Here is a 25,238-nt window from a genome sequence, read left to right as displayed (position 1 = left end):
GCCATGAGGGAGGAATCCGAACATGACCGACGCCGTGACCGCGGGCCAGGACGGTGCCGTGGCTGCCGTCACCAACTGGGCCGGGAACATCACCTTCTCGGCCCGTGAGCTGCACCGGCCCGCGTCGCAGGACGCCCTGCGGTCCCTCGTGGCGGGCAGCCGTCAGGTGCGGGTGCTCGGCAGCGGCCACTCCTTCAACCGGATCGCCGACGTGGACGGCGACACCGCGGACACCGCCCTGCTGTCGCTCGCCGCCCTTGAGCCGTCCATCGACGTGGACACCACGGCGCGCACCGTACGTGTGGCGGGCGGCGTGCGGTACGCCGAACTCGCCCGGCAGGTCGCCTCGTACGGGCTCGCGCTGCCCAACATGGCCTCGCTGCCGCACATCTCGGTGGCCGGATCGGTCGCCACCGGAACACATGGCTCGGGCAACGGCAACCAGTCCCTCGCGGAGGTCGTGCGCTCGGTGGAGCTGGTGACCGCCGACGGGGAGACGTGTGTACTGAGCCGCGGCGACGACGGTTTCGACGGCGCCGTGGTCTCCCTCGGCGCGCTCGGCGTGGTCCTCGCCCTCACCCTCGACCTGGAGCCGCTCTACACGGTGAGCCAGCACGTCTTCGGTGAACTCGACCTGGCGGAGCTCGACTTCGAGGCGGTGTCATCGGCGGCGTACAGCGTGAGTCTGTTCACGGACTGGCGCGGGCCGCGCTTCAACCAGGTGTGGCTCAAGCAGCGCGACGACGCCGCCGTCGGCTTCCCGTGGGCGGCGCCCGTGAACGAGCCCCGGCATCCGGTGCCGGGCATGCCGGCCGTCAACTGCACCGAGCAGCTGGGAGTTCCGGGGTCGTGGCATGAGCGCCTCCCCCATTTCCGGGCGGAGTTCACGCCGAGCAGCGGAGCCGAGCTCCAGTCGGAGTATCTGCTGCCGCGCGAGCACGCCCTCGCCGCACTGCACGCCCTGGACGCCCTCAGGGACCGGGTGGCGCCCGTCCTCCAGGTCTGCGAGGTGCGCACCGTCGCCGCCGACGCCCAGTGGCTGAGCCCCGCCCACGGCCGGGACACCGTGGCGTTCCACTTCACCTGGGTGCCGGACGCGGCGACGGTGCTCCCGGTGGTCGCGCTCGTCGAGGAGCGCCTCGCGCCGTTCGCGCCCCGGCCGCACTGGGGCAAGGTGTTCGGCGCGGACCCCGCCGATCTCGGCGACCGCTATCCGCACGCCGCCGATTTCGCCGCTCTGGCCCAACGCCACGACCCGCGGGGGAAGTTCCGAAACGCGTTCGTGCGCTCCTTCGTACGTCCCTTCCTGCGCCCCGCTGACTGACTTACGACACGGCGGCATCGGCGACGGGAACGCCGAAGTCCGGTGTTCCGTCCGCCTTCCAGCCGAACTTCTGGATTCGGGTGTGGCGGTTGGGATCGTTGAGCGGGTCGCCGACGATGTCCTTGTACTGGCGTGCGTGGTAGACGAGGACGTCGGTGCGGCCGTCCTCGGCGACGGTGAAGCAGTTGTGGCCCGGGCCGTACTGCTTGGTCGTGTCGTTGCTGGTGAAGACGGGGGTCGGCGACTTGGACCAGGATGCCGGGTCGATGAGGTCGCTGCGCGCGTCGGCGGTGAGCAGCCCCATACAGTAGTTGGAGTCGGTCGCGGACGCCGAGTACGAGAGGAAGACACGGCCGTTGCGCTGGATGACGGACGGCCCCTCGTTCACCTTGAAGCCGACGCACTCCCAGTCGTACTCGGGTGTGGTGAGGCGTATCTGATGTCCTGTCAGGGTCCAGGGGTTCGCCATCCGCGACAAAAAGACGCCGGTGTTGTTGTCCATGCCGGGTTCGTACTGCGCCCAGGCCAGGTAGCGGCTGCCGATGGGGGCCTCCCCTGCTCGAACGGAGTTGAGAGCTTGGGGAAGGGTGAAGGTGGTGGCGTCGAGCGAGAAGGTGTCCCAGGCCGTGGTGAGCTGCCCCTTCTCCGTCCAACTGCCCTTGAGGGGGTTGGCATGGGTGTTCTCCAGGACCCAGATGCGGATCTTCCACACGTCGTCGGCGGGGGCCGCGGCGAAGTAGATGTACCACTTGCCGTTGATGTGGTGGAGTTCCGGCGCCCAGATGTGCGCCCCCATGTCACCGCTCGTGTGCCGCCGCCAGATGACGGATTCGTCCGCCCGCGTCAGGCCTCGCAGCGTTCGGGAGCGGCGCAGGATGATGCGGTCGTACTCGGGGGCGGTCGCGGTGAAGTAGTAGTGGCCGTCGGCGTGGCGGCCGATGTGCGGGTCGGCGCGCTGCTCGACGAGCGGGTTGCGGTAGGCGGCGACCCGGGACGCGGCGTGAGCGGGTGTCGTGGCGAGGGTCGGCGCGGCGGCCAGGGCGCCGACGGCCAGGCTTCCTCGCAACACGGTTCTACGGCTGGGCACTTCGCTGCGGCTCATGCGGCTGGCTCCCTGGTGGGCGGGGCGGTGCTCCCTGGCGAGAGTGTCCCCGTCCATCGACGTATGTTCGTGATGTCGAACGGCATTTGATACTCCGAACGCCGAAACGGTAAGGGGGTGTTGAGGCAAGGTCAACGGTTGCGACGAGATGCGTCGCGGTACGCAGAGGTACGCGGAGATACGCAGAAGTATGCGGAGACACGCCCGCGGGCTACCGCTCCGCCCGCCCCAGCGCCTCCCCGCACGCCTTGATGTACGCGCTCACCAGCGGGCGGCGGTCGTCGCCCGCGCGCCAGGCCAGGGCGAACCGGCTCGGCGTGATGCCGCGGACCGGGCGCGTGACGACGCCGCCGAGGGTGATCAGAGGTGCGTTGCCCGCGGCCACCAGGCAGACGCCACGGCCGTCCACCAGCGCCTCGTACGTCTCGTCGGTACTGGCGATCTCCGCGCCGATGCGGGGCGGGCGGCCCGCACGGGCCTCCAGGGCCAACCAGTAGTCCCGTAGCGCGCCCGCCCCCGCGGGCAGCGCGAGGAAGGGTTCGTCGGCCAGATCGGCGAAGTCGACCTCGTCCAGGTCCGCGAGGCGGTGCGTGTCGGGCAGGGCGACATGACGCGGCTCCTCAGCGACCACCACCCACTCATAGCGCTCCAGGTCGGGAAGCGGCAGCCAGATGAAGGCCACATCCGCCGTGCCGTCCGCGAGGCCCGCGCTCGCATCCTCCCAACTCACCTGCCGCAGGCGGATCGTGGCCGCCGGGTGGGCCTCGCTGAAGCGGGAGCGCACCGCCGGGAGAAGCCCGCCACGGGCCGGTCTCGTACTCATGCCCACGAAGAGCGTGGCCCGCTCCTCGGTCTTCGCCCGCTCCACCGCTTCCGTGCCCGACTGCCAGCTCTCAAGCACCTGCCGGGCGTGCGGAAGGAGAGCGGAACCCACGGAGGTGAGCCGCACGCCGCGATGTTCCCGCACGAACAGCTCGGCGCCCAACTGCCTTTCCAGCACCCGTATCTGCTTGCTCAGCGCGGGCTGCGAGACGAAGAGCCGCTCGGCGGCCCGCGTGAAGTGCAACTCCTGCGCCACCGCGACGAAGTACCGCAGATCCCTGCTGTGCACGTCCCTGCCGTGTACGTGTACGCCACTGCCATGAAGGTCCATAACCATCAGCTATCACGTCAAGTCTTGGACGAGCCAACCGTTTCAGCCGCAGGATGATCCACGTGGCCGGGAACGGATGACCCGGCCGCCACTCAAAAGGAGTTCAAGATGTCGAAGGTATGGCTCGTGACAGGCGCGAACAGCGGCTTCGGCCGGGCGTTCACCGAGGCGGCCGTCGCGGCGGGCGGCGTGGTCGTCGCCACCGCACGCAAAGCCTCGTCCCTGGACGACCTTGTCGCCGCCCACCCCGACCAGGTCGAGGCACTGACCCTGGACGTGACCGACACGGCCGGTATAGAAGCCGCCGTGAACGATGTCATCGACCGGCACGGCCGCATCGACGTCCTGGTGAACAATGCGGGCCGCAGCCACGTCGGCGCCCTGGAGGAGGACTCCGACGCCGAGCTGCGTGCCCTGTTCGACGTGCACGTCTTCGGCCCCGCCGCGCTGATCCGCGCCGTCCTTCCGCACATGCGGGCGAGGCGTTCGGGAGCGATCGTGCAGATGAGCAGCATGGGCGGGCAGATGTCGTTCGCGGGGTTCTCCGCGTACAGCGGCACGAAGTTCGCCCTCGAGGGGATGTCGGAGGCACTGGCCCAGGAGGTGGGCCCGCTGGGCATCAAGGTCCTGGTCGTGGAACCGGGCGCCTTCCGCACCAACCTGTTCGGCAACACCAGCGCCAGCCCCGTCGAGATCCCGGACTACGCGTCGACGGCGGGCGCCACCCGCACGATGGTCGGGGGCGGCGACGGTGAGCAGCCCGGCGACCCGGCGAAGGCCGCCGCCGCGATCATCACCGCGCTCGACGCCGACGACACTCCGCTGCGTCTGCCGCTGGGTGACGACTCCGTGGACGCGGTCATCGGTCACCTCGACGCGGTCCGCACGGAGATCGCCGCGTGGGAGAAGGTGACCCGGGCGACCGCCTTCGACGCCTGAGGTGTCGGCTGAGGTATCGCCCGAGGCCACGTCAGCGGTCGCGCTTGACCGCCCGCAGAACCACGAACTTGGGGTTCCCCGCGACGACTTGGGAGTTGCCGAAGAGCTTCCGAAGCTTCACGTGGTAGTCGAGATGGCGGTTGCCGACGACCCACAGCTCGCCGCCGGGGCGCAGCGCGGCGCGTGCTCCGCTGAACATCCGCCAGGCGGTCGCACCGGAGGTCGCCTGGTGGGTGTGGAAGGGCGGGTTGTTCAGGACGAGGTCCACCGTCCCCGCGGGTACGGCCGCCAGGGCGTCGCCCGCGACGAACTCCGCCCGCGTGGAGTCGGCGGCGTTCGCGCGGAAGGTGTCCTGTGCCGAGGCGACAGCGGGGTACGACTCGTCGACGAAGGTGACCGTGGCCTCGGGGTCCGCGACGGCGGCGGCCGTGCCGAGCACGCCGTTGCCGCAGCCCAGGTCCACGATGTGCGCGGCTCCCCTGCCGGTCGGCAGGTGCTGCAGGAGGAAGCGGGTGCCGATGTCGAGGCGCTCGGCGCAGAACACGCCCGCGTGGTTGACGGCGGTCAGCCCCGCGCCCGCCCCGGAGTCGGTATCGAGGACATAGCTGCGCGGCCAGGGGCTGGGGCCCGCGGCGCGCTCCGGGTCCGGCGTGCTGAAGATGAGCCGCGCCTTCTGCCGGGCCAGCGACGTCCGGGTGGGGCCGATGATCCGCTCGAACAGGTCGAGCGTCGAGGTGTGGATCTCGGTGACCATTCCGGTGCCGACGACGACCGTGCCCGCGTGCACGGCGGGCGCGAGCCGGTGCAGCTGGTCCTCCAGGAGCGCGAGGCTCTTCGGCACGCGGACCAGGAGTACGTCGATCCGGCTCGGCGGCGCGTCGACGGTCGTCGCGATCCGCACCGCGTCCGGCGCGAACCCGGCGCGTGCCGCGTTCGCCCGCGTCGCCTCGCCCGCGAGGAACGAGTCGGTGATCAGGGTCGGCCGATGCCCGGCGAGCACGGTGGTCAGCGCGCCCCAGCGATCGCCGACGACGACAACGGAGCCCGAGAGGTCGACGGGCTTGCCCCCCTCGTCCGTCTCACCGGTCCCGCCCGTCTCACCCGCGAGATGCCTCAGAAGGTAGGCGTCGGCTGCGGACCAGGCGCGCAGCGGGTCGCGGGGGTCCTCCGGGAATCGTGTGAGGTCGTACGCGCCCCATGACGTGCTCAGCTGGTTCATCGTGCCCTCAGGCTAACGGAGTGCGGGGCGGACGGTCTTCGAGGGCGCCGGATCCCGCGGGGCCGCGACCGGGGCGGAAGAGGTGAATGCGCCGAATAGCGGCTCTTGCGGTGCGCGTGCGGCCCGCTCTCCTTAGCGTCCTTTCGTGGAGCACCCGCGCATTCCACCCCCGAGGAGCCGTCATGCCGGAGCTTTTCATCGGCGGAACATGGACCACTGCCCAGGACGGGCAGGTACGGGAGATCCGCTGCCCCGCGGACAACACCCTGGTCGCGACCGTCGACGAAGCCGGGCCCAAGGACGCGGCCGCGGCGATCGCCGCGGCGCGTGAGGCTTTCGACCGCGGGCCGTGGCCCGGCACCCCGGCGGCCGAACGCGGCCGCCTGCTGCTGCGCGTCGCCGACCTCCTCGAACGCGACAAGGACACACTCGCCCGCGCCGAATCCCTGGACACCGGGAAGCGGCTCGTGGAGAGCGAGTACGACATGGACGACATCGCGAACTGTTTCCGCTACTTCGGCAACCTGACGGCGGCTGGCGGCACCGACCGTGTCGTCGACGCGGGCAGCTCGGAGGTGGACAGCCGGGTGGTGCACGAGCCGGTCGGGGTGTGCGCCCTGATCACTCCGTGGAACTATCCGCTCCTTCAGACCGCCTGGAAGGTCGCCCCCGCGCTCGGCGCGGGCAACACCTTCGTCCTCAAGCCCAGCGAGCTGACGCCGCACACCTGCATCATCCTGATGCGGCTGCTCACCGAGGCCGGGCTGCCCGCCGGCGTCGCCAACCTGATCCTCGGCGCGGGCCCCACCGCGGGCGCGCCGCTCAGCGAGGACCCGCGGGTCGACATGGTGTCGTTCACCGGCGGGCTCGTCACCGGGCGGCGCATCATGGCCGCCGCGGCCCCCACGGTGAAGAAGGTCGCCCTGGAGCTCGGCGGCAAGAATCCGAACATCGTCTTCGCCGACGCCGACTTCGACACAGCGGTCGACTACGCCCTGATGGCGATCTTCCTGCACTCGGGCCAGGTCTGTTCGGCCGGTGCACGGCTCCTGGTCGAGGACGGACTGCACGACAGGTTCGTGGACGAAGTGGTCGAGCGCGCACGGCGGATCCGGCTCGGCGGGCCCTTCGACGACAACGCCCGCACGGGTCCGCTGATCTCCGCCGCGCACCGCGACAAGGTCGAGGCGTACGTGGCGGCAGGCATCGCCGAGGGCGCGGTCCTTCGCTGCGGCGGCGCGCGCCCCGACGACCCGGCGCTGAGGGACGGCTACTACTACCCGCCGACCGTGCTCGACGAGTGCACCCCGGGCATGTCCGTGGTCACCGACGAGTCGTTCGGCCCGGTGCTCACCGTCGAGCGGTTCAGGACCGAGGACGAGGCGATCGGGCTCGCCAACGACACCGTCTACGGACTCGCGGGCGCCGTCTGGACGCAGGACACCGGCAAGGGCCAGCGCGTGGCGGCCCGGATGCGCGCCGGAACCGTCTGGATCAACGACTTCCACCCCTACGTGCCGCAGGCGGAGTGGGGCGGCATGAAGCAGTCCGGCTTCGGCCGCGAACTGGGACCGGCAGGACTTGCCGAGTACCAGGAGGCCAAGCACATCTGGCGCAACCTGGCAGCGACACCGCAGAGGTGGTTCGAATGAGTACGGATCCCGGCAAGGGCGCCGATGCCGCCGACGCCGCCCGGCGTCAGCACCAGGACGACGACGACGCGCTCGGCGAGCTCGGTTACCGTCCCGAACTCAAGCGGACCCTGGGCAACTTCCACACCTTCGCGGCCGGGATCAGCTACATCTCGATCCTGACCGGCACCTTCCAGCTCTTCTACTTCGGCGTCAGCTTCGGCGGCCCCGCCTACTGGTGGTCCTGGCCGATGGTCTTCCTGGGCCAGCTGATGGTGGCCCTCTGCTTCTGCGAGCTCGCCGCCCGCTTCCCCGTAGCGGGGTCCGTCTACAACTGGGGCAAGCAGCTCGGCGGCAAGCACGTCGGCTGGCTCGGCGGCTGGATGATGCTGACGGCCACCATGGTGTCCCTGGCGGCGGTCGCCCTCGCGTACCAGATCACGCTGCCGCAGATCTCCGACGTGTTCCAGTTCGTCGGGGACGGCAGCGGGACGACCGACGCGGCGAAGAACGCCGTGCTGCTCGGCTCGGTCCTCATCCTGTTCACCACGCTGGTCAACGCGTTCGGCGTCAAGCTGATGGCCCGGATCAACTCCGCCGGCGTACTGATCGAGCTGATCGCCGCCGTCGTCCTGATCGTGCTGCTCGCCGCCCACATCACCCGCGGCCCCAGCGCCATCACGGAGACCGGCGGTCTCGGCAAGGGCCAGAACCTCGGCTACTTCGGGGCGTTCCTGACGGCGTCGCTGGCATCGGCGTACGTGATGTACGGCTTCGACACCGCCTCCTCGCTGGGCGAGGAGTCCCTCGACCCGAGCCGCAACGCCCCACGGGCGATCCTGCGGGCGCTCGTCTTCTCCTTCCTCATCGGCGGGCTCATCCTGCTGTTCGCGCTCCTGGCCGTGCCGGATCTGCACGCGAAGCAACTGTCCGTCGACGGCTTGCAGTACGTGGTGCTGAGCACGCTCGGCTCCACGATCGGCGAGATCGTGCTGTGGTGCGTGGTCATCGCCATCACCGTCTGCGAACTCGCGGTGCAGGCCGCGGGTATCCGCCTCGCGTTCGCCATGGCCCGCGACGGCTGCCTGCCCGCGTCCTCGCTGCTCGCCAAGGTCAGCCCGCGCTTCCAGACTCCCGTGCTGCCCGCGATCATCATCGGGCTCGTCGGCGTCGGCATCCTGGTCATCAACATCAACCAGCCGCAGATCTTCTCCGTGATCACGAGCATCGCGATCATCATGATCTACCTGGCCTATCTGCTGGTCACCCTGCCGATGCTGATCAGGCGGCTGCGCGGCCAGTGGCAGCCGGCGGAGGGCAAGTTCTCGCTCGGCAAGTTCGGTCTTCCGATCAACGTCCTCGCCGTGCTCTGGGGCGCGGCCATGTCCCTCAACCTGGCCTGGCCCCGCGCGGAGGTCTACAACGCGACCGGACCTCAGCACTGGTACCTGCGCTGGGGCGCGTTCCTCTTCATCGGCATCGTCGCGTGCGGCGGCTTCGCCTACTACTGGTTCGTGCAGCGGCACAAGGCGGGCGTGCTCGCCGAGCACCGCTTCGAGGAGGTCAAGGACCCCACGACACCCCCGTCTCCCCCTGCCGCCCCCTGAACCCCGCTGATCTGGAGTCACCATGCCCGCTCAGAGCCCCAAGGCCGAGTTCGACTATGTGGTGGTCGGCGGCGGCACGGCAGGCGCCGTCGTCGCCGCGCGGCTGACCGAGGACCCGGACGTCACCGTCTGCGTCCTTGAGGCAGGGCCCTCGGACGTCGGCGACGACAACATCCTCCAACTGACCAAGTGGATGGCCCTGTTGGAGTCCGGTTACGACTGGGACTATCCGGTGGAGCCGCAGGAGAACGGCAACAGCTTCATGCGGCACGCCCGCGCCAAGGTGCTCGGCGGCTGCTCGTCGCACAACTCCTGCATCGCCTTCTGGGCCCCGTCCGAGGACCTCGACGAGTGGGGCTCCCTGGGCTGTACGGGCTGGAGCGCCGCGGACTGCTTCCCCCTCTACCAGCGCCTGGAGACCAACGACGCGCCCGGCGACCACCACGGCCGCTCGGGCCCGGTGAACATCATGAGCGTCCCGCCCAACGACCCGTGCGGATCAGCCCTGTTGGAGGCGTGCGCGGCGGCGGGCATCCCGACCACTCCGTTCAACACCGGCACGACGGTGAAGCGCGGCGCCCACTGGTTCCAGATCAACTCCCGCCCGGACGGCACCCGTTCGTCCGCCTCGGTGTCGTATCTGCACCCGATCCTCGGCAAGCGGCCCAACCTCGAGGTGCGCACGGGGCTGCAGGCCAAGCGGCTCCTTTTCGACGAGGGGCAGCGCTGTACGGGTGTCGAGTACCTGGAGCCCGACACCGTTCACAGCGCCAGCGTCACGGCGCGCCGCGAGGTGATCGTCTCCTGCGGGGCCATCGACTCGCCGAAACTCCTGATGCTGTCGGGCATCGGACCCGCCGGGCATCTGCGGGAGTGCGGCGTGGACGTGCGGGTGGACTCCCCCGGAGTCGGCGCCCACCTCCAGGACCACCCCGAGGGCGTGATCATGTGGGAGGCGAAACAGCCGATGGTCACCTCCTCCACCCAGTGGTGGGAGATCGGCATCTTCGCGGACACCGAACCGGGCCTCGACCGCCCGGACCTGATGTTCCACTACGGCTCGGTGCCCTTCGACATGAACACCTACCGGCGCGGCTATCCGACCACCGACAACGCCTTCTGCCTCACCCCGAACGTCACCCGGGCCCGCTCCATGGGCACGGTGCGGCTGCGCACCCGCGACTTCCGGGACAAGCCGAAGGTCGACCCGCGCTACTTCACCGACGACCACGACATCCGCGTGATGACGTACGGCCTCCGGCTCGCCCGTGAGATCGCGGCGCAGGCCCCGATGGCGGGCTGGGCGGGCGCCGAACTCGCTCCGGGCCCGGACGCCACGACCGACGACGAGCTGTTCGCCTACATCCGTCAGACCCACAACACCGTCTACCACCCGGCGGGCACCGTACGGATGGGCGCGACGGACGACGCGGACTCGCCGCTCGACCCTCAGCTGCGCGTCAAGGGCGTCACCGGCCTGCGCGTCGCCGACGCGTCGGTCATGCCGTTCCTGCCCGCGGTCAACCCGTGCATCACGACGATGATGATCGGCGAGAAGTGCGCGGACATGCTCAAGGCGACCTGAGCGGCGAGGTCACGTCCGGTCGAACCACGTCGGCTGCTCCTCCGCCATGGCCTGCTTGATCCGGAAGAGGCCGAACTCGTGCAGGTCGGGCAGCTGGTCAAGCGCGAACCAGCCCACGTCGAGCGACTCGTCGTCGTTGACCCTGGCCTCGCCGCCGACGGCACGGCAGCGCAGGGTGATGTCCATGAACTGGCAGGTGTCGCCGTTGGGGTACGTCACCGGCTCCAGGGCCTCGACGAGCACCACGCGCTCGGGCACGCAGTGCACCGCGGTCTCCTCGAACACCTCGCGCACGGCACACGCGGCGGGCTGCTCCCCCGGGTCCGGCATGCCGCCGATGACCGACCACTTGCCGTTGTCGGAGCGGCGGCCCAGGAGCACTCTGCCCTCGTCGTCGAAGACGATGGCGGTGACCCCGGGGAGCCACAACAGCTGGTGGCCGGCGTCGGCCCGGATCGTGTGGATGAAGTCAGGTGTAGCCATACGGTCGACCCTAACGGGCGCGCCTGGCCCGTACGGCGCCCGTCACCGCCGAGGCGAGACCACCGGCTGCGATCAGTACGAGGAGGCCCTCGGGCCAGACGCCGAGCCGGGTGGCCGGGGTCTGCGAGGAACGCAGCGGCACCTCCTCGACGAGCGAGTCGGCGGTGAACCACTGCGTCTTCTGGGAGACCCTGCCGTCCGGCATGATGATCGCGCTGACGCCGCTGGTCACCGGGACGGTGACGGTGCGGCTGTGCTCGACGGCGCGGATCCGCGACATGGCCAGCTGCTGGTACGTCATCTCGCTGCGGTCGAACGTGGCGTTGTTGCTGGGCACCGAGATCAGCTGCGCGCCGTGCGTGACGGTGTCGCGCACGGCCCAGTCGAAGGCGGCTTCGTAGCAGGTGGCGAGGCCCACCTTCGTGCCCGCCATGGTGAAGACGCCGGGCTTCGTGCCGCGGCTGAAGTCCTGGCGCACCATGCCGACGTCGCTGCTGAAGAAGCCGACGACGGAACGCAGCGGGATGTACTCGCCGAAGGGCTGGATCTGCCGCTTGTCGTAGGTGTCCGTGGGGCCCTTCTTCGGGTCCCACAGGATCTGCTCGTTGAAGAGCTTGCCGTCCTTGGTCTCGACGACTCCGCCCACCGAGATGGGGGCGCCGATCGCCTTGACCGCGCGCTCGATCGCCGCGTGGGCGTCCGGGTTGGTGAACGGGTCGATGTCGGAGGAGTTCTCCGGCCACAGGACGAAGTCCGGCTGCTTCGCCTTGCCCGCCTTCACCCGGTCCGCGAGCCGTTCGGTCTCGCGCACATGGTGGTCGAGCACCGCACGACGCTGGGCGTTGAACGCCAGGCCCGCCTGCGGGACGTCGCCCTGGATGGCCGCGACGGTCGCGGTGCCGTCCTCGGCGTCGTCGCTGACCAGCGGACGCGCGGCGAAGGCGCCGACGACCGGGACGAGCACGCTGAGCAGGGCCGCTGCCGCCGCGCCGCGGCGTACGACGCCGGTGCCGCGCGCGTCGCGTACCTGACGGACGATCTCGTACAGGCCGAAGCCGCACAGGACGACCGCGAACCCGAGGACGGGAGTGCCGCCGAGCGCGGCCAGCGGCAGGAAGACGCCGTCCGCCTGCCCGAAGGCGATCTTCCCCCAGGGGAATCCGCTGAACGGCACGCGCGCGCGTGCCGCCTCACCGGCGGTCCAGAGGGCAGCCGCCCAGAACGGATAGCCGGGCAGCCGCGAGACGACGGTGATGCCCGCTCCCACGAGGGCGACGAACATCGCCTCGATGGCGGCGAGCGCCAGCCAGGGCCCCGGGCCGACCTCCACCCCGGTCCACACCAGGAGCGGCAGGAGGAAGCCGAGGCCGAAGAGGTAGCCGAGCCCGAGGCCCGCCTTCCAGCTGCGGCCGTGCAGGCACCAGGCGAACACCGCGAAGGCGGGCAGGGCGAGCCACCACAAGGTGCGTGGCGGAAAGCTGATGTACAGGAGCACTCCGGAGAGTGCCGCCGCGGCGGCCGGGACGAGCGCTCGCAGGACGCGGGCCTTGCGCGAGGGGGGCGCGGGACGCGGTCCGAGCTGCTCCGACTCGTCTACGGAGGTGGTGGTGGCGGTCACTCGGGGAGTGTACGGCGCGTCACGTGGACACGGACAGGACGGTCGTGCCTGCCCGCCGCCGGAGGCTCCGTCCCGGTGATGCCCCGGTGATGTCCAGGCGATGTCCCGGCGATTGACGGATCGTTCCTGCGCAAGACGTCCACATCTCACACTTCAGCGACTACGGTGTGCCCAAGTCCCTGACCTGCGGCCGGATCGAGCCACAGCGTTCAGGGCCCGTCACACAGCGGGGGGCGACGGGGTGGGGACAACGGGGATGGCCGCGACGGCCGAGCCACCGGGGGCGTACGAACGGCGCAGCGCGTCAGACGCGACAGGCGTCGCGCTGCTCGGCGTGTGCGCCGCCTGGACCTTGATCAGCGCCGGAATGCACGGCGGTCAGCCCGAGGGCGTGCTCCTCGCGGTGCTCGCCGTGGCCGCGGGGTACGCGGGCGGGCGGATCTGCGGGGCGCTCCTGCCGGTCGCCGCGCCCTGTGCCGGCGCACTGGCCGGAATCGGTCTCGCGACGGCGGCCCCGCACCTCTCACCGGGTCCCGTCGCCGCGGCGCCCCTTGGCCACACCGGCGCCGCGGCCGCGCTCCTGATCCTGGCGTCGGGGGCCGCCTGCACGGCGGCATGGGCGGCTCGCGGGCCCTCGACGCGGCTCGCGATGCGCCTGCTCGCCGTGGGCATCGTGGTGGCCGCCGTGGTGCTCGGCTCGATGGCCGGTGTCGTCGCGTGCACCGGGATCCTGCTCTGTTCGCTGGCGACCACTCTGATGCGGGGCAGGGTCGTCGGTCTCGTCGGTCTCGCCCTGGCCACGGCGGTGGTGACCGGTCTGACCTGGGCGATCGCCGATGACGTACTTCCGGAGGGGCTGAGCGCGTCCCTGGAGGGCCAGCTCGACGGGCACCGGGTCGAGCTGTGGCACGACGCGCTCGCACTCGTGGACCGGGAACCGGTGCTCGGCGTGGGCCCCGGCCGGTTCGCGGACTCCAGTCCCACGGTGGCCGAGAATCTCCTCACGGACGGCAGACCCCATTCGGCGCCGTTGCAGCAGGCGGCCGAGCAGGGCCTGGCGGGCGTGGTCCTGCTCGCGGCGGTGTTCTGCTGGCTTCTGTACGCCCTGTACCGCTCGCCGCGCTCCACCCAGGTCGTGCTTTCGGCGGGCGCGGCCCTGACGGCCCTCGCCGCCGTCGCCTCGGTCGGCAACGCGCTGAGCGTCACGGCGGTGACCACGGGCGCGGGCTACCTCGCGGGCATCGCCACGGCGCGACCGCTGGGCGACGAACCGGCGCCGGTCAGGCCGCCGGGCGCTTCGCCAGGGACAGCCGATCCCGGATGATCTTTACGGCCGCCTCGGCGTCGTCGACGGTGACCGTGAACTTGCGGCCGTCGCCCAGGCTGAGCACCAGGCCCTCGCCACGCCTGACCACGACGGCGGTACCGAGCTCGGGCCGCGAGCGGTAGCCCCAGCCGCCCCACTGCCTGGGGCTGACGGCCTGCGCGAAGTCGGCGCCCACCACGTGGGAGAGCAGGATGCGGCGGCGCGGCAGGCCCATGTGACCGCAGCGCACTTCCAGGGAGTCCTTGTCGACCTTCACGGCGACATGGACGAAGGCGAGGGTGCCGAACAGGATCAACAGTCCGGCGGCGACGCACCCCACGACAGCCATGGCCAGGGCCGCGATGCCGGACGTCCACATGTTGTCGACGGCCAGCTCGATGCCCAGTGCCAGGCAGAGGGCACCGGCGAGCGCCAGCAGCCACTGCACGCGGTTGGTCGCACTACCGGTCCAGACTTCCGGCGGGGCGTCGGCTGTGCTGCCCCGCTCACCGTGAGTGTGGTCCCTCATGCGTCAGAGACTACTCACGTTCCGCTGGGAAGGCATCGCGTCGCAGAGCGTCACTGCTCCGGGGTGGGTGTCCCGCGGACTCAGCGCGCGGGGCTGACCGCCGCGAGCAGCCTTCCTTCGGCGTACGTGTGGGCGGCGACGGGCAGCTCGGCGTCGCGACCGCTCAGGATCACCGTCAGGCCGCCTTCCGTGCCGGTTCCCGGGCCGGAGAGGTCGCCGGTCCTGCGCAGCGCCTGGGCGGCGACCGCTCCGGCGGAGCCGTGCAGGACGAGGGGCGCAAGACCGGGCTGCTGGAGGGCCGCGCGGATGCGCTCTCCGACCAGTTCGTAATGGGTGCAGCCCAGGACGACGGCGCTTACATCGCGCGGGGTGAGGGCCGCCGCGGCGGCGACCGCCCTGTCGATGGCGGCCTCGTCGGCGTACTGCACGGCGTCCGCGAGGCCGGGGCAGGGCACCTCGGTGACGCCGACGCCGCCGGCGAACTCTTCGATGAGGCCGCGCTGGTAGGGGCTGCCGGTGGTGGCGGGAGTGGCCCAGATGGCGATGGGGCCGCCGCCCGCCGCGGCCGGCTTGATCGCCGGTACGGTCCCGATGACGGGCAGGTCGGGTTCGAACCGGGCGCGCAGGGCGGGCAGGGCGTGCACGGACGAGGTGTTGCAGGCCACGATCAGCGCGTCGGGACGGTGCGCGGCGGCCGCCTCGGCGATGGCGAGCGAGCGCTGGATGACGTCCTCGGCCGAGCGCGGGCCCCAGGGCAGTCCGTCGGGGTCCGACGAGAGGACGAGATCGGCGTCCGGCCGCAGACGACGTACCGCCACCGCGGCGGGGAGCAGGCCGATACCCGAGTCTATGAGCGCGATCTTCACCCGGTCACCATAGTCGATCGGCCTCCCGCGCCCCGTGCCGTGGGGCAGACTGCGGCGGATGAGCGCCGTTGTATGGACCGCCGCCGGATCGCTTGCCGCCTGGCTGTGGCTGCTGTGGGGACAAGGCTTCTTCTGGCGCACGGACCTGCGTCTGCCGACACGCCGCGAACCGGACACCTGGCCCTCGGTCTGCGTCGTCGTCCCCGCCCGTGACGAGGCCGCCGTGCTGCCCGACAGCCTCCCCTCGCTGCTGGCCCAGGACTACCCGGGGCAGGCCGAGATCTTCCTTGTCGACGACGGGAGTTCGGACGGCACGGGGCAGCTGGCCCGCGCGCTGGCCGACCGGTACGGCGGTTTGCCGCTGACCGTCGGTTCACCGGGTGAGCCGCCGCCGGGCTGGACCGGCAAGCTCTGGGCCGTACGGCACGGCATCGGCCTGGCACGCGCGCGTGGCCCCCGGTATCTGCTCCTGACCGACGCGGACATCGCCCATGAGCCGGACAGTCTGCGGGAGTTGGTCGCGGCGGCGGAGACGGCCGGTTTCGACCTTGTCTCGCTGATGGCGCGGCTGCGGGTCGCGAGCATGTGGGAGCGGCTCGTCGTCCCGGCGTTCGTGTACTTCTTCGCGCAGCTCTATCCGTTCCGGTGGATCGCCGAGAAGGGCTCGCGCACGGCCGCGGCCGCCGGTGGATGTGTCCTGGTGAGCGCGGAGGCCGTCGAACGCGCGGGGATCCCGGACTCCATCCGGCAAGCGGTGATCGACGACGTGTCGCTCGCCAGGGCGGTGAAGCGCTCGGGCGGCCACATCTGGCTGGGGCTCGCGGAGCGCGTCGACAGCGTGCGCCCCTACCCCGGGCTCGGCGACCTATGGCGGATGGTCTCGCGCAGCGCCTATGCCCAACTGCGGCACAACCCCCTGGTCCTGCTCGGTACGGTCCTGGGGCTCGCCCTGATCTATCTGGCGCCCCCGGTCGCGCTGGCCGTCGGCCTGGCCACCGGGCACGCGGCACCCGCCCTGCTCGGTGGGCTCGCGTGGCTCGTGATGACGGCGACGTACATCCCGATGCTGCGCTACTACCGGCAGACGCTCTGGCTCGCTCCCCTCCTGCCGTTCACCGCGTTCCTCTACCTCCTCATGACGGTGGATTCGGCGGTGCAGCACTACAGAGGGCGCGGAGCGGCGTGGAAGGGGCGGACGTACGCCCGCCCCGATCCCGCTCCCGAGCAGCGCTGAATCACTTCTTGCCGGGCGTCCAGTTCATGCCCCAGCCGTACGCGTAGTCGATGGTGCGCTGCGGGCTCACGCCGCGCTCGGGCACCAGGTAGCGGGCCTCTCGCTGGACGAAGAGATCGCCGTTGTTGTTCGTCAGCAGCGCGAGCGCGCAGACCGTGGAGGGCACCGTGCACTCGTCGAGCGAGAAGTCGATGGAGGCGCCGTGCTGCGGCTGCAGGGTCACTGTGGCGTTCAGGTCGGCGAAGCTGCGCGCGCCTTCGTAGATCGTCACGAAGATGACGATGCGCTTGAAGTCCTTGATGTGGTCGAGGTTGACCGTGAGGTTCTCGCCGCTGGCCACGGCGCCGGTGCGGTCGTCGCCATCGAGCAGCAGGTACGGGGGCTGGTCGAGCGAACCGAAGGCGTTGCCGAGGGCCTGGACGACGCCCTTGCGGCCATCGGCCAGTTCGTACAGGGCGCACAGGTCCAGGTCGAGGTCCGCGTGCATCGCCACGGCCCGGCCGAGCTTGCTGGCCCAGCCCTTGAACTGCTTGCGCACCTCCCAGTTGAGGTTCACGCGCATCGCCCCGGATGTGCCGCCCTGCTTGGTCAGCGAGACGGACGGCGCGTCCTTGGTGAGCGTGACCTTGGACAGCCGCACCGGCTGGGCGGCGGGCGCGGCAGCGGGAGCCTGCGGGGGCGGGGGCGGCGGGGCCTGGACGGACGGCGCCGGAGCCGCCGGAACTGCTGGGGCCGGGGCCGCGGGGGGCCGCACCGCGGCCGGTGCGGGCGGCGCCGCCTGCTGCGGCTCGTCCACCGAGATCCCGTAGTCCGTGGCCAGCCCCTCAAGACCGCTGCTGTAGCCCTGTCCGACGGCGCGGAACTTCCACGCGCCCTGGCGGCGGTAGAGCTCGCCGAGGACGAACGCCGTCTCCACGGTCGCGTCCTCGCTGTCGTAGCGCGCGATCTCGGCGCCGTTCGCCGCGTCGACGACCCGGATGAAGAGCCCGGGAACCTGTCCGAAGGCGCCGCCGTCCGTCGAGGCCGCGAGCACCACGGTCTCGATGGCGGGCTCCACGCGCGCGAGGTCCACCACGAGCGCGTCGCTCACCCGGCCGCCCTCGGTCTTCTTGCCCTCGTGGCGCACCGCGCCCGAGGAGTGGACCGCCTGGTTGTAGAAGATGAAGTCGTCGTCCGAGCGGACCTTCCCGGAAGCGGCCAGCAACAGAGCCGACGCGTCGGTGTCCGGCACCCCGGCTCCCGCGGTCCACCCCAACTCGACGCGCACGGCAGGTGCCGGCACAGGAACATTCGAACCTTTAGGCATTGTCATGTCCGCCCCCATCGCAAGTGGCCACGTCCGGCCGGGCCGCCGTCCCGTTCATGACCAACCTATTACCCGGACCGCCGAGAGGCCCACGCCCCACCGCCCACGCCCACCGCCGACACCCCTCGCGCGGCCTCCGCGTCAACCACGCGTCAACCACCGGTAACCCGGACGGAGCGCGGCTTTTACACGATTCATACGCCGCCTTGCGACCGATTTCTCCCAAGTTCGCTCAGATTGGGGAAGCCGAGTCACTACCGACGCGTAAAACAACCCTCTTATCGGTCTCCCCAACCAGCACATCAAGGGCTTAACTTATGTGTCATGACCTCCCCCCGCTCCACCTATGGCGGCGGTTACTATTCCGCGCCGTCCTTCCCGGACACTCCGATCTACGACTCCCTTGTCGCCGAGCGGGGTACTCCTCAGATCGCTCCGATCCGGGTCCCTTCCGCGTACGACACGGGTAGTCACCTGCCCGCGCTCCCCGCCCCGATCGCCGCGCTGCCTGCCGCCCCGTCGCACCAGAACCCCGCGTACGGCTACGCGCAGCAGCCCGCGCCGCTGCAGCAGGCGCCCGCGCCGTACATCCCGCAGCAGCCTTCACCGCCGCGCGGCTACCCGGGGCCCCAGCAGCAACAGCAGCAACAGCGCCCCCCGGCCGGAACGGGCTACGAGGCCATGCGCCCCGCGTCGCCCCGCCCTGCCCCGGCGACGTACGAGGATCCGTACAACCGCCCTTACCGCGGCTACTGATTCGCCCGCACGGGTTCCTGTCAGTGGCTGCTGGCAGGATGACCGTATGCCGAATCCAGCGCTGCACTCGATCCACTACTACCCGCTCAAGGCGGTCGGGGGACACGCTCCGCGTGAGGCCGTCGTCGAGCCCTGGGGACTCGCGGGTGACCGGCGGTGGGTGCTGATCGACGGCGAGGGACGGGTCATCACGCAACGGCCGCATCCGCGGCTCGCGTTGGCTGCCGCCGAGCTCCTGCCCGGCGGCGGCATACGCATGTCCGCGCCCGGCCAAGAACCGCTGACGGTCGCCGTGCCGCCCTCCGGCGAGACCGTCACGGTGGAGATCTGGAAGGACAAGGTCGAGGCCGAGCCCGCCGACGCGGCGGCGCACACCTGGTTCAGCGCCTATCTCGACACGGACGTCCGGCTCGTCCACCTCGACGACCCCGCGACCCGGCGGCCCGTCGATCCCGCGTACGCCAAGGACGGTGAGACCGTCTCCTTCGCCGACGGGTATCCGCTGCTTCTGACCACGCTCTCCTCCCTCGATGCCCTGAACTCGCTCATCGCGCAGGGTGATCACTCCGACGAGGGGCCGCTCCCGATGAACCGTTTCCGGCCGAATGTGGTCGTGGACGGGACGGCGCCCTGGGCCGAGGACGACTGGTCGCGCGTCGCGATCGGCGACGTCGCCTTCCGGGTCGCCAAGACGTGCGGTCGCTGCGTCGTGACCACCACCGACCAGCACAGCGCGGAGCGCGGCAAGGAGCCGCTGCGGACGCTCGCCAAGCACCGCCGCTTCGGTGACCAGCTGGTCTTCGGCCAGAATCTGGTGCCGGAAACGACCGGATCGGTCCGGATCGGTGACCCGTTCACCGTCCTCGATTGAAGGCCCCGGCTCGGGGAACTCGAAGGCCGGGCCCAGTCGTTGAGTGTGGTTGGGTGGGAAGGAGAAGGGTGATGTCCCTCTCTCTTCTTCCCGCCGACGCGTGGGCCGTGCCGTTCGTGGTGAAGACGGACGCGGAAAGGGGTGCAGGACTGTGCGAGCACTCGTCGGGCTCTGGCGCTGGCGGCACAATCCGCTGCGCAGGAAGACCGACCTCGTCGAGGCCTGGGTGGCGTGCGTGGCCGTGCTGCTCATCGCCGTGGCGGCGCCGCTTGCCGGATTCGCGATCGGCGGACTGACGCAGGACGCCCTGCGGCAGTCGGTGCGGGAGCAGCACGAAATGCGTCACGAAGTGGCCGGGACCGTGGTCAAGAAGCTCGCGAGCCCCCCGGTCGACCCCGATCCCGAGACGTCGTCCGCGCGTGACAGACACAGCCGTGTGCTCGCCCGGTGGACGGCTCCGGACGGCACGAGGCACTCCGGCGCGGTGCTCGCCGACCTCCGGTCCCCCGACCGGGGCGACCACTTCCGGCTCTGGACGGACGAGCACGGCCAGGTGGTCGGCCGCCCGCTGGACGGCGCGACCGCGGCCACGCACGCGACCCTTGCCGGATTCGGCGTCGCGCTCGCGGCCGCCGGACTCGTCGAGGGGGCGAGGCGACTGGTCGTCTGGCGGATCGTCCTGCGTCGCTACGACCGCTGGGACCAGGCCTGGGACAAGGCGGGGCCGGACTGGGGACGGACCGGCACGGGCTCCTGAGCCGCCGATCCCGCCTCCGGAGCCGGTGAGAGACCGGCGATGACCAGGTGAGAGCCTGGCGATCGGGTCAACTCGCCCTCGCCGCGCGCGCTACGGTGGACCGGCCGAACTCTTCGGCGCCTTGCGCGAGGTCGTGAGGTCCCGCGTACGACCAGGTGGGGGCAGAGCAACTCCATGGCACAGGGCACGGTCCAGGTGACGCACACCGGTACCTCGCGATGGCGGCGCCGCACGGGCGACTACGCGTCGCTCGCTGCCGCCTTGGAGGCCGCGAGCGACGGGGACGTGCTCACCATCGCCCCCGGCACGTACCGCGAGAACCTCATCGTCCAGCGGGCGGTGACGCTGCGCGGCCCCGAGGGCTCCCCCGGCTCCGTGCGCATCGCGCCCTCCGACGGGGTGCCGCTCACCGTCCGGGCGTCCGCCGTGGTGCAGGACCTGCACGTCGAGGGGCAGGACTCGGCGGCGCCCGCGCTGCTCGTCGAGGACGGGGCGCCCGAACTCGTCGACGTGCGCGTGGTGACGCGTTCCGCGGCCGGCATAGAGGTGCGCGGCGGAGCGCGCCCGACCGTGCGGCGCTGCACGGTCGACAACCCCGGCGGCATCGGCATCGCCGTGCTCGACGGCGGGGGCGGTGTCTTCGAGGAGTGCGAGATCGTCTCGGCCGGGCAGTCGGGCATCGCCGTGCGCGGCGGCGCGCACCCCCGTCTGGAGCGCTGCCGGGTGCATCACGCGTCCGGCGCGGGGCTCTCGGTGACCGGTGAGCACTCGGGACTCGAGGCGATCGGCTGCGAGGTGTACGAGGTCAAGGGCTCGGGCGTGCAGATCACCGCGCGTGCCGCGGCGCATCTGACGGACTGCGACGTGCACCGCACGACGTCGGACGGCGTCACGCTCGACACGGACGCCGTGCTCACGCTCGCCGACTGCCGGATCCACGACATCCCGGAGAACGCGATCGACCTGCGTTCCCGCTCGGTCCTCACCCTGACGCGTTCCACCGTGCGCCAGTTCGGGCGCAACGGCCTTTCGGTGTGGGACCCGGGCACCCGCGTGGACGCCAACCAGTGCGAGATCCACGACAGCACGGGCGACTACCCCGCGGTGTGGGTCAGCGACGGCGCGACGGCCGTTCTGGAGTCCTGCCGGGTGCACGACGTACCGGACGCGCTGTTCGTCCTGGACCGCGGCTCGCGCGCCGACGTCGTCGACAGCGACCTCTCCCAGGTGCGCAACACGGCGGTGTCCGTGAGCGACGGCGCGACGGCGCAGCTGGACGACTGCCGCATCCGCGAGGCCGCGACCGGCGCGTGGTTCCGCGACCACGGCAGCGGCGGCACCCTGGCCAACTGCACGGTCGACGGCGTACAGACCGGCGTCATCGTCACCAAGGGCGCCGACCCCACCATCGAGCGCTGCACGGTCACTTCGCCCGCGGAGGCCGGCTTCTACGTCTCGGCGGGCGGCCGCGGCAGCCTGCAGGGCTGCCGGGTGACCGACAGCGGCGGGTACGGCTTCCACATCATCGACGGATGTCGTACGACGCTGAAGAAGTGCCGCACCGAGCGGTGTGCGCGCGGCGGCTTCGAGTTCGCCGAGGACGGGCCGCTCGTCGAGGACTGCACCAGCGACGAGAGCGGCGGGGTGCGGAGCGCGGCGTCTGCGGCGCAGGAGTCCGCCCCGCAGACGGCCACGCAGTCAGTGGGCCTGCTCGGCGCCATCCCCGGGCAGCGCGTCACGGACCCGGCGGCCGAGAAGAAGACGGCCCCCGAGCCGCCGTCCCGCTCGTCGAAGGACGTGCTCGGTGAACTCGACACACTGGTCGGCCTGGACAGCGTCAAGCGCGAGGTGCGCGCCCTCACCGACATGATCGAGGTCGGGCGGCGCAGGCTGCTCGCGGGGCTCAAGGCCGCGTCCGTACGCCGCCATCTGGTGTTCACCGGCTCCCCCGGCACCGGCAAGACGACCGTGGCGCGGCTCTACGGCGAGATCCTGGCGTCCCTCGGTGTCCTGGAGAGCGGGCATCTCGTCGAGGTGTCGCGGGTCGACCTGGTGGGCGAGCACATCGGGTCGACGGCGATCCGCACGCAGGAGGCGTTCGACCGGGCGCGCGGCGGTGTGCTGTTCATCGACGAGGCGTACGCGCTCTCGCCCGAGGACTCCGGGCGCGACTTCGGCCGGGAGGCCATCGACACGCTGGTGAAGCTGATGGAGGACCACCGCGAGGCGGTGGTGGTGATCGTCGCGGGATACACGGCGGAGATGGAGCGGTTCCTTTCCGTGAACCCCGGTGTCGCGTCGCGCTTCTCACGGACCATCACCTTCGGGGACTACGCCCCCGAAGAGCTGCTCCGGATCGTCGAGCAGCAGGCCGAGGAGCATGAGTACCGCCTCGACACGGGGACGGGCGAGGCCCTCCTGAAGTACTTCACGGCGCTTCCGAAGGGTCCCGCGTTCGGCAACGGCCGCACCGCGCGCCAGACGTTCGAGGCGATGGTGGAGCGGCACGCGGGGCGCGTCGCCCACTTCGAGGAGCCCAGCACGGACGACCTCACCCTGCTGTATCCGGAAGATCTGCCCGAGCTGCCGTGACCGTCGCGGCGGGCTCTCCGGAGTCAGTGACGGTCTCGGCGGGTTCGGCGGTCTGTGGGCGCGGGGCGGGCACGCCGGGCTTGAGCCTGGCGAGCAGCCGGGCGCGCTCCTCGGCGAAGGCCGGGTCGGCCTGGTAGTCGGAGTGGCCCAGGATCGGTGCGGGCAGCGGGTGCGCCTCCGTGCGGCCGTAGACCAAGGGGTCCTTGAGGGCGTCGTGGTCGACCCGTGGTCCGTCGCCGTCGGGCTCCACCCGGACGGGACCGCCGATCGGGTCGGTGGTGCGGTAGAGGTTGCGCCAGCAGTCGACCTCGCGGTGCAGCGAGCTGAGGGCGGCCGGGCCGAAGTGTGCCGGGAACCAGCGGCCGTAGAGGCGCTCCAGGGGTGAGCCGTACGTGAGGAGGGCGACCCTCTTGCGGACGGAGGGCCACAGCTGCCAGGCGGCAGCGGCGGCCAGGACACTGCCCTGGGAGTGTCCTGAGATGACGAGCCTGCCGCCCGTGGCGCGCGTCGCGCGGGTCCAGGTGTGCATGCGCCAGGTGAGGTCGGGGACCGCGCGCTCGGCGTAGCAGGGCGGGGCGAAGGGGTGGGCGGCGCGGGGCCAGAACGTGCCGACGTCCCACAGGATGCCGATGGTGCGGCGTGCGGAGGGGTCGCGATAGGCGCGGCGGCCCCAGGTCACGAACAGTATGAAGCCGAAGCCGATCAGCCAGGAACCCAGTGCCTGCGAGGTCTCGGCGGCTCCTTCGAAGAAGAGCGGCAGGCCCTGCGCGGCTTCGCTGGGCACTTCCTCGCTGACCCAGGCGCCGACGAGCGCCCCGGCACCGAGCAGCAGCGTGACCCCTGAGGTGATGCCCACGAGCAGCGGGGCCCGGTCGGTGAGGGCTGCCCGCGCGCGCGTGCCCGCGATGCGGCGGCTGCGTGCCGCGTCCTCGGGCTCGCCCGGGTAGTCGCGCGGCACGTTCGGCCGGTCGCGGCGGGCCCGCCGCCAGGTGCGGACGCCGAGCCAGCCGCAGAGTGCCGCGACGACCACGAGGAGGGGCGGGATCACGGACGCCTGCCAGGTGAGGAGCACGGGCGGGCCGTCTATGGTGCCGCCGGAGCCGGGTGCCCCGGCGCCGTCGAGCCAGTCGGCGACGCGCTGGGCGCCGCCTCCCGACATCACGCCGCCGAGCGCGCAGGACAGCATGGCGACGGCGGGTCCGGCGAAGCCCCGCATCGCGGTGCGGGGGTCGGGGGCCGTGCGGTAGAGCGCGCGGGCGACCACCGCGAGGGCGACGACCAGGAGCCCTTGGACCAGGGCGATGCCGCCGAAGGTCGCGTTGCCCGGCAGCCTGCCCTCCGAGGTCCAGTCGGGGCGTGACCATCCGGCGTACAGGAGGGTCAAGGCAAGCAGGGTGAGCGCGCCCAGGGGCAGTCGGCGGATCAGCTTCTCGTCGAGGTGCTGGTCGAGTCTGTTCTCGCTGCGGCCCCTGCGCCAGACCACCAGGACGACGACGACCCCGCCCAGGACGAGCGTCACGTCGAGGAACCAGCCGAGGGCGTCCAGCAGCGCGGACCCGCCGGAGCCGCGGTCGTGGCGCGCGGCCGATGTGCCGACCGCCGCGGCCACCGTCAGGAATCCGGCGGCCGTGTGCGCGGCCCGGAGGCGGGCCACAAGACGGCGCCCGTACCAGAATCCGGGCCTGCCGAGTGCGCCGGTCCGTCCGGCGTCCTCCTCCGGGTCTGCCTGGTGGGGCAGCGGCGTCTGGGATTCGTACGCGCTCCAGGTGCGCTGCGAGAGGTACCAGAGAAGTCCGGTGAGCGCGGCGGGCACCAGCGCGGCGAGTGCGAGGCGGCGCCCCGGCTGGCTCCACCAGCCGCCGTGCCCGGAGGCGTCGGGCGCGAGGAAGCCGAGCCAGGAGCGTTCGGCGGCGCACTTGGGGGTGCCCGCGCACTGCCAGGCCGTCAGGTCGATGGCGACCTCGCAGGCGGCGGCGACGAGCAGGACGGTGAGGGTGAGCCCGATGAGACGCACCAGGAGGCCGTACGTACGGACCGTCTTCTTCATGCGCCGCGATGTGGGACGCATCCAGTGGGCGAGGTTGACCACCATGAACGGAAGGAGCAGCAGCCACAGGGCCCGCGAGCCGTTCCCTGAGGTCAGATTGCACCAGACGTATGCCTCGGGGATCGGCTTGCCCCGGTAGTCGTCCGGACGCTTCTCCGCGTCGGCGTCCTCGGTACGGCGGAAAACGGCCGCCGTGTCGTCGCCGGAGACCCGGACGGTGCTCGGGTCGCCCAACATCCTCTCGGGTGTGCTGCCCCCGACTCCGTGGACGAGGAGTTCGAGAGCCGTCTCTTCTCTGTTGTCAGCTGCCACT

The 25,238-nt window shown here is 71.4% G+C and carries 20 protein-coding genes; 11 read left to right on the top strand and 9 right to left on the bottom strand.

Annotated elements, in window-relative coordinates; translation table 11 throughout:
* Positions 1–22 precede the first annotated feature (22 nt).
* Positions 23–1,324: an FAD-binding protein gene (locus tag ACZ5CR_RS29955; protein ID WP_468863042.1), complete on the top strand. Its 1,302-nt coding sequence runs from the start codon at positions 23–25 to the stop codon at positions 1,322–1,324.
* Between the two features lies 1 nt (position 1,325).
* On the opposite strand, the gene ACZ5CR_RS29950 is transcribed toward ACZ5CR_RS29955, so the two are convergent.
* Together ACZ5CR_RS29950 and ACZ5CR_RS29945 are read right to left on the bottom strand one after the other, a co-directional pair.
* Positions 1,326–2,426 (bottom strand): glycoside hydrolase family 43 protein, encoded by a 1,101-nt coding sequence (locus tag ACZ5CR_RS29950; protein ID WP_468863040.1) that lies wholly within the window; start codon positions 2,424–2,426, stop codon positions 1,326–1,328.
* 211 nt (positions 2,427–2,637) lie between these two features.
* Positions 2,638–3,579 carry a LysR family transcriptional regulator gene (locus ACZ5CR_RS29945; RefSeq protein ID WP_468863038.1) on the bottom strand — a complete coding sequence of 314 codons (942 nt, stop codon included), beginning with the start codon at positions 3,577–3,579 and terminating at the stop codon, positions 2,638–2,640.
* A 108-nt stretch (positions 3,580–3,687) separates the two neighbouring features.
* Here ACZ5CR_RS29945 and ACZ5CR_RS29940 point away from each other — a divergent pair, with 108 nt between their 5' ends.
* Positions 3,688–4,518: an oxidoreductase gene (locus ACZ5CR_RS29940; protein ID WP_468863036.1), complete on the top strand. Its 831-nt coding sequence runs from the start codon at positions 3,688–3,690 to the stop codon at positions 4,516–4,518.
* A 31-nt stretch (positions 4,519–4,549) separates the two neighbouring features.
* On the opposite strand, the gene ACZ5CR_RS29935 is transcribed toward ACZ5CR_RS29940, so the two are convergent.
* The gene (locus ACZ5CR_RS29935; protein WP_468863033.1) at positions 4,550–5,737 is read right to left on the bottom strand and encodes a methyltransferase; all 1,188 of its coding nucleotides are present in this window, start codon (positions 5,735–5,737) and stop codon (positions 4,550–4,552) included.
* Positions 5,738–5,919: 182 nt separating this feature from the next.
* On the opposite strand from ACZ5CR_RS29935, the gene ACZ5CR_RS29930 reads away from it, so the two are divergent.
* Genes ACZ5CR_RS29930 through ACZ5CR_RS29920 form a run of 3 tightly spaced genes read left to right on the top strand, consistent with a single transcriptional unit; the run spans position 5,920 to position 10,560 of the window.
* The gene (locus tag ACZ5CR_RS29930; RefSeq protein WP_468863030.1) at positions 5,920–7,389 is read left to right on the top strand and encodes an aldehyde dehydrogenase family protein; all 1,470 of its coding nucleotides are present in this window, start codon (positions 5,920–5,922) and stop codon (positions 7,387–7,389) included.
* Complete coding sequence (locus ACZ5CR_RS29925) at positions 7,386–8,975, top strand: APC family permease (RefSeq protein WP_468863027.1); 1,590 nt, start codon at positions 7,386–7,388, stop codon at positions 8,973–8,975. The genes ACZ5CR_RS29930 and ACZ5CR_RS29925 overlap by 4 nt, the downstream gene beginning before the upstream one ends.
* A 22-nt stretch (positions 8,976–8,997) precedes the next feature.
* Positions 8,998–10,560, top strand: coding sequence for a GMC family oxidoreductase (locus tag ACZ5CR_RS29920; RefSeq protein WP_468863024.1), 1,563 nt, complete (start codon positions 8,998–9,000; stop codon positions 10,558–10,560).
* 9 nt (positions 10,561–10,569) lie between these two features.
* Here ACZ5CR_RS29920 and ACZ5CR_RS29915 read toward each other — a convergent pair whose 3' ends face one another.
* Positions 10,570–11,043: an NUDIX hydrolase gene (locus tag ACZ5CR_RS29915; protein ID WP_468863021.1), complete on the bottom strand. Its 474-nt coding sequence runs from the start codon at positions 11,041–11,043 to the stop codon at positions 10,570–10,572.
* A gap of 10 nt (positions 11,044–11,053) precedes the next feature.
* Positions 11,054–12,661, bottom strand: coding sequence for an apolipoprotein N-acyltransferase (lnt, locus tag ACZ5CR_RS29910; protein WP_468863019.1), 1,608 nt, complete (start codon positions 12,659–12,661; stop codon positions 11,054–11,056).
* A 256-nt stretch (positions 12,662–12,917) separates the two neighbouring features.
* Here lnt and ACZ5CR_RS29905 point away from each other — a divergent pair, with 256 nt between their 5' ends.
* The gene (locus ACZ5CR_RS29905) at positions 12,918–13,985 is read left to right on the top strand and encodes an O-antigen ligase family protein (RefSeq protein ID WP_468863017.1); all 1,068 of its coding nucleotides are present in this window, start codon (positions 12,918–12,920) and stop codon (positions 13,983–13,985) included.
* Here the strand turns inward: ACZ5CR_RS29905 and ACZ5CR_RS29900 are convergent.
* Together ACZ5CR_RS29900 and ACZ5CR_RS29895 are read right to left on the bottom strand one after the other, a co-directional pair.
* Entirely contained in the window at positions 13,942–14,496 is a 555-nt protein-coding gene (locus ACZ5CR_RS29900) for a hypothetical protein (RefSeq protein ID WP_453523392.1), read from the bottom strand. The two genes, ACZ5CR_RS29905 and ACZ5CR_RS29900, sit on opposite strands and share 44 nt — an antisense overlap.
* 80 nt (positions 14,497–14,576) lie before the next feature.
* Positions 14,577–15,362, bottom strand: coding sequence for a glutamate racemase (locus tag ACZ5CR_RS29895; RefSeq protein ID WP_468863014.1), 786 nt, complete (start codon positions 15,360–15,362; stop codon positions 14,577–14,579).
* A 58-nt stretch (positions 15,363–15,420) separates the two neighbouring features.
* Here ACZ5CR_RS29895 and ACZ5CR_RS29890 point away from each other — a divergent pair, with 58 nt between their 5' ends.
* Positions 15,421–16,596 (top strand): glycosyltransferase, encoded by a 1,176-nt coding sequence (locus ACZ5CR_RS29890; RefSeq protein ID WP_468863011.1) that lies wholly within the window; start codon positions 15,421–15,423, stop codon positions 16,594–16,596.
* Between the two features lies 1 nt (position 16,597).
* Here ACZ5CR_RS29890 and ACZ5CR_RS29885 read toward each other — a convergent pair whose 3' ends face one another.
* Complete coding sequence (locus tag ACZ5CR_RS29885; RefSeq protein ID WP_468863009.1) at positions 16,598–17,920, bottom strand: TerD family protein; 1,323 nt, start codon at positions 17,918–17,920, stop codon at positions 16,598–16,600.
* A gap of 306 nt (positions 17,921–18,226) precedes the next feature.
* Between ACZ5CR_RS29885 and ACZ5CR_RS29880 the strand changes: the two genes are divergently transcribed.
* The 4 genes from ACZ5CR_RS29880 to ACZ5CR_RS29865 all read left to right on the top strand — a co-directional run bounded on the left by ACZ5CR_RS29880 (position 18,227) and on the right by ACZ5CR_RS29865 (position 22,878).
* Entirely contained in the window at positions 18,227–18,658 is a 432-nt protein-coding gene (locus ACZ5CR_RS29880) for a DUF6643 family protein (protein WP_468863007.1), read from the top strand.
* Positions 18,659–18,704: 46 nt separating this feature from the next.
* Positions 18,705–19,529: an MOSC domain-containing protein gene (locus ACZ5CR_RS29875; RefSeq protein ID WP_468863004.1), complete on the top strand. Its 825-nt coding sequence runs from the start codon at positions 18,705–18,707 to the stop codon at positions 19,527–19,529.
* Positions 19,530–19,680: 151 nt separating this feature from the next.
* A complete protein-coding gene (locus ACZ5CR_RS29870; protein ID WP_468863001.1) occupies positions 19,681–20,286 on the top strand; it encodes an Rv1733c family protein in 606 nt (201 codons plus the stop codon).
* A 174-nt stretch (positions 20,287–20,460) separates the two neighbouring features.
* A complete protein-coding gene (locus ACZ5CR_RS29865; protein ID WP_468862998.1) occupies positions 20,461–22,878 on the top strand; it encodes a right-handed parallel beta-helix repeat-containing protein in 2,418 nt (805 codons plus the stop codon).
* On the opposite strand, the gene ACZ5CR_RS29860 is transcribed toward ACZ5CR_RS29865, so the two are convergent.
* A complete protein-coding gene (locus ACZ5CR_RS29860) occupies positions 22,838–25,237 on the bottom strand; it encodes a hypothetical protein (RefSeq protein WP_468862996.1) in 2,400 nt (799 codons plus the stop codon). The two genes, ACZ5CR_RS29865 and ACZ5CR_RS29860, sit on opposite strands and share 41 nt — an antisense overlap.
* Position 25,238 lies beyond the last annotated feature (1 nt).

Source organism: Streptomyces sp. NPDC031274 (assembly GCF_055570235.1).
The sequence above is the reverse complement of the archived record's forward strand: the minus strand, read 5'-3'. Positions and strand labels throughout refer to the sequence as shown.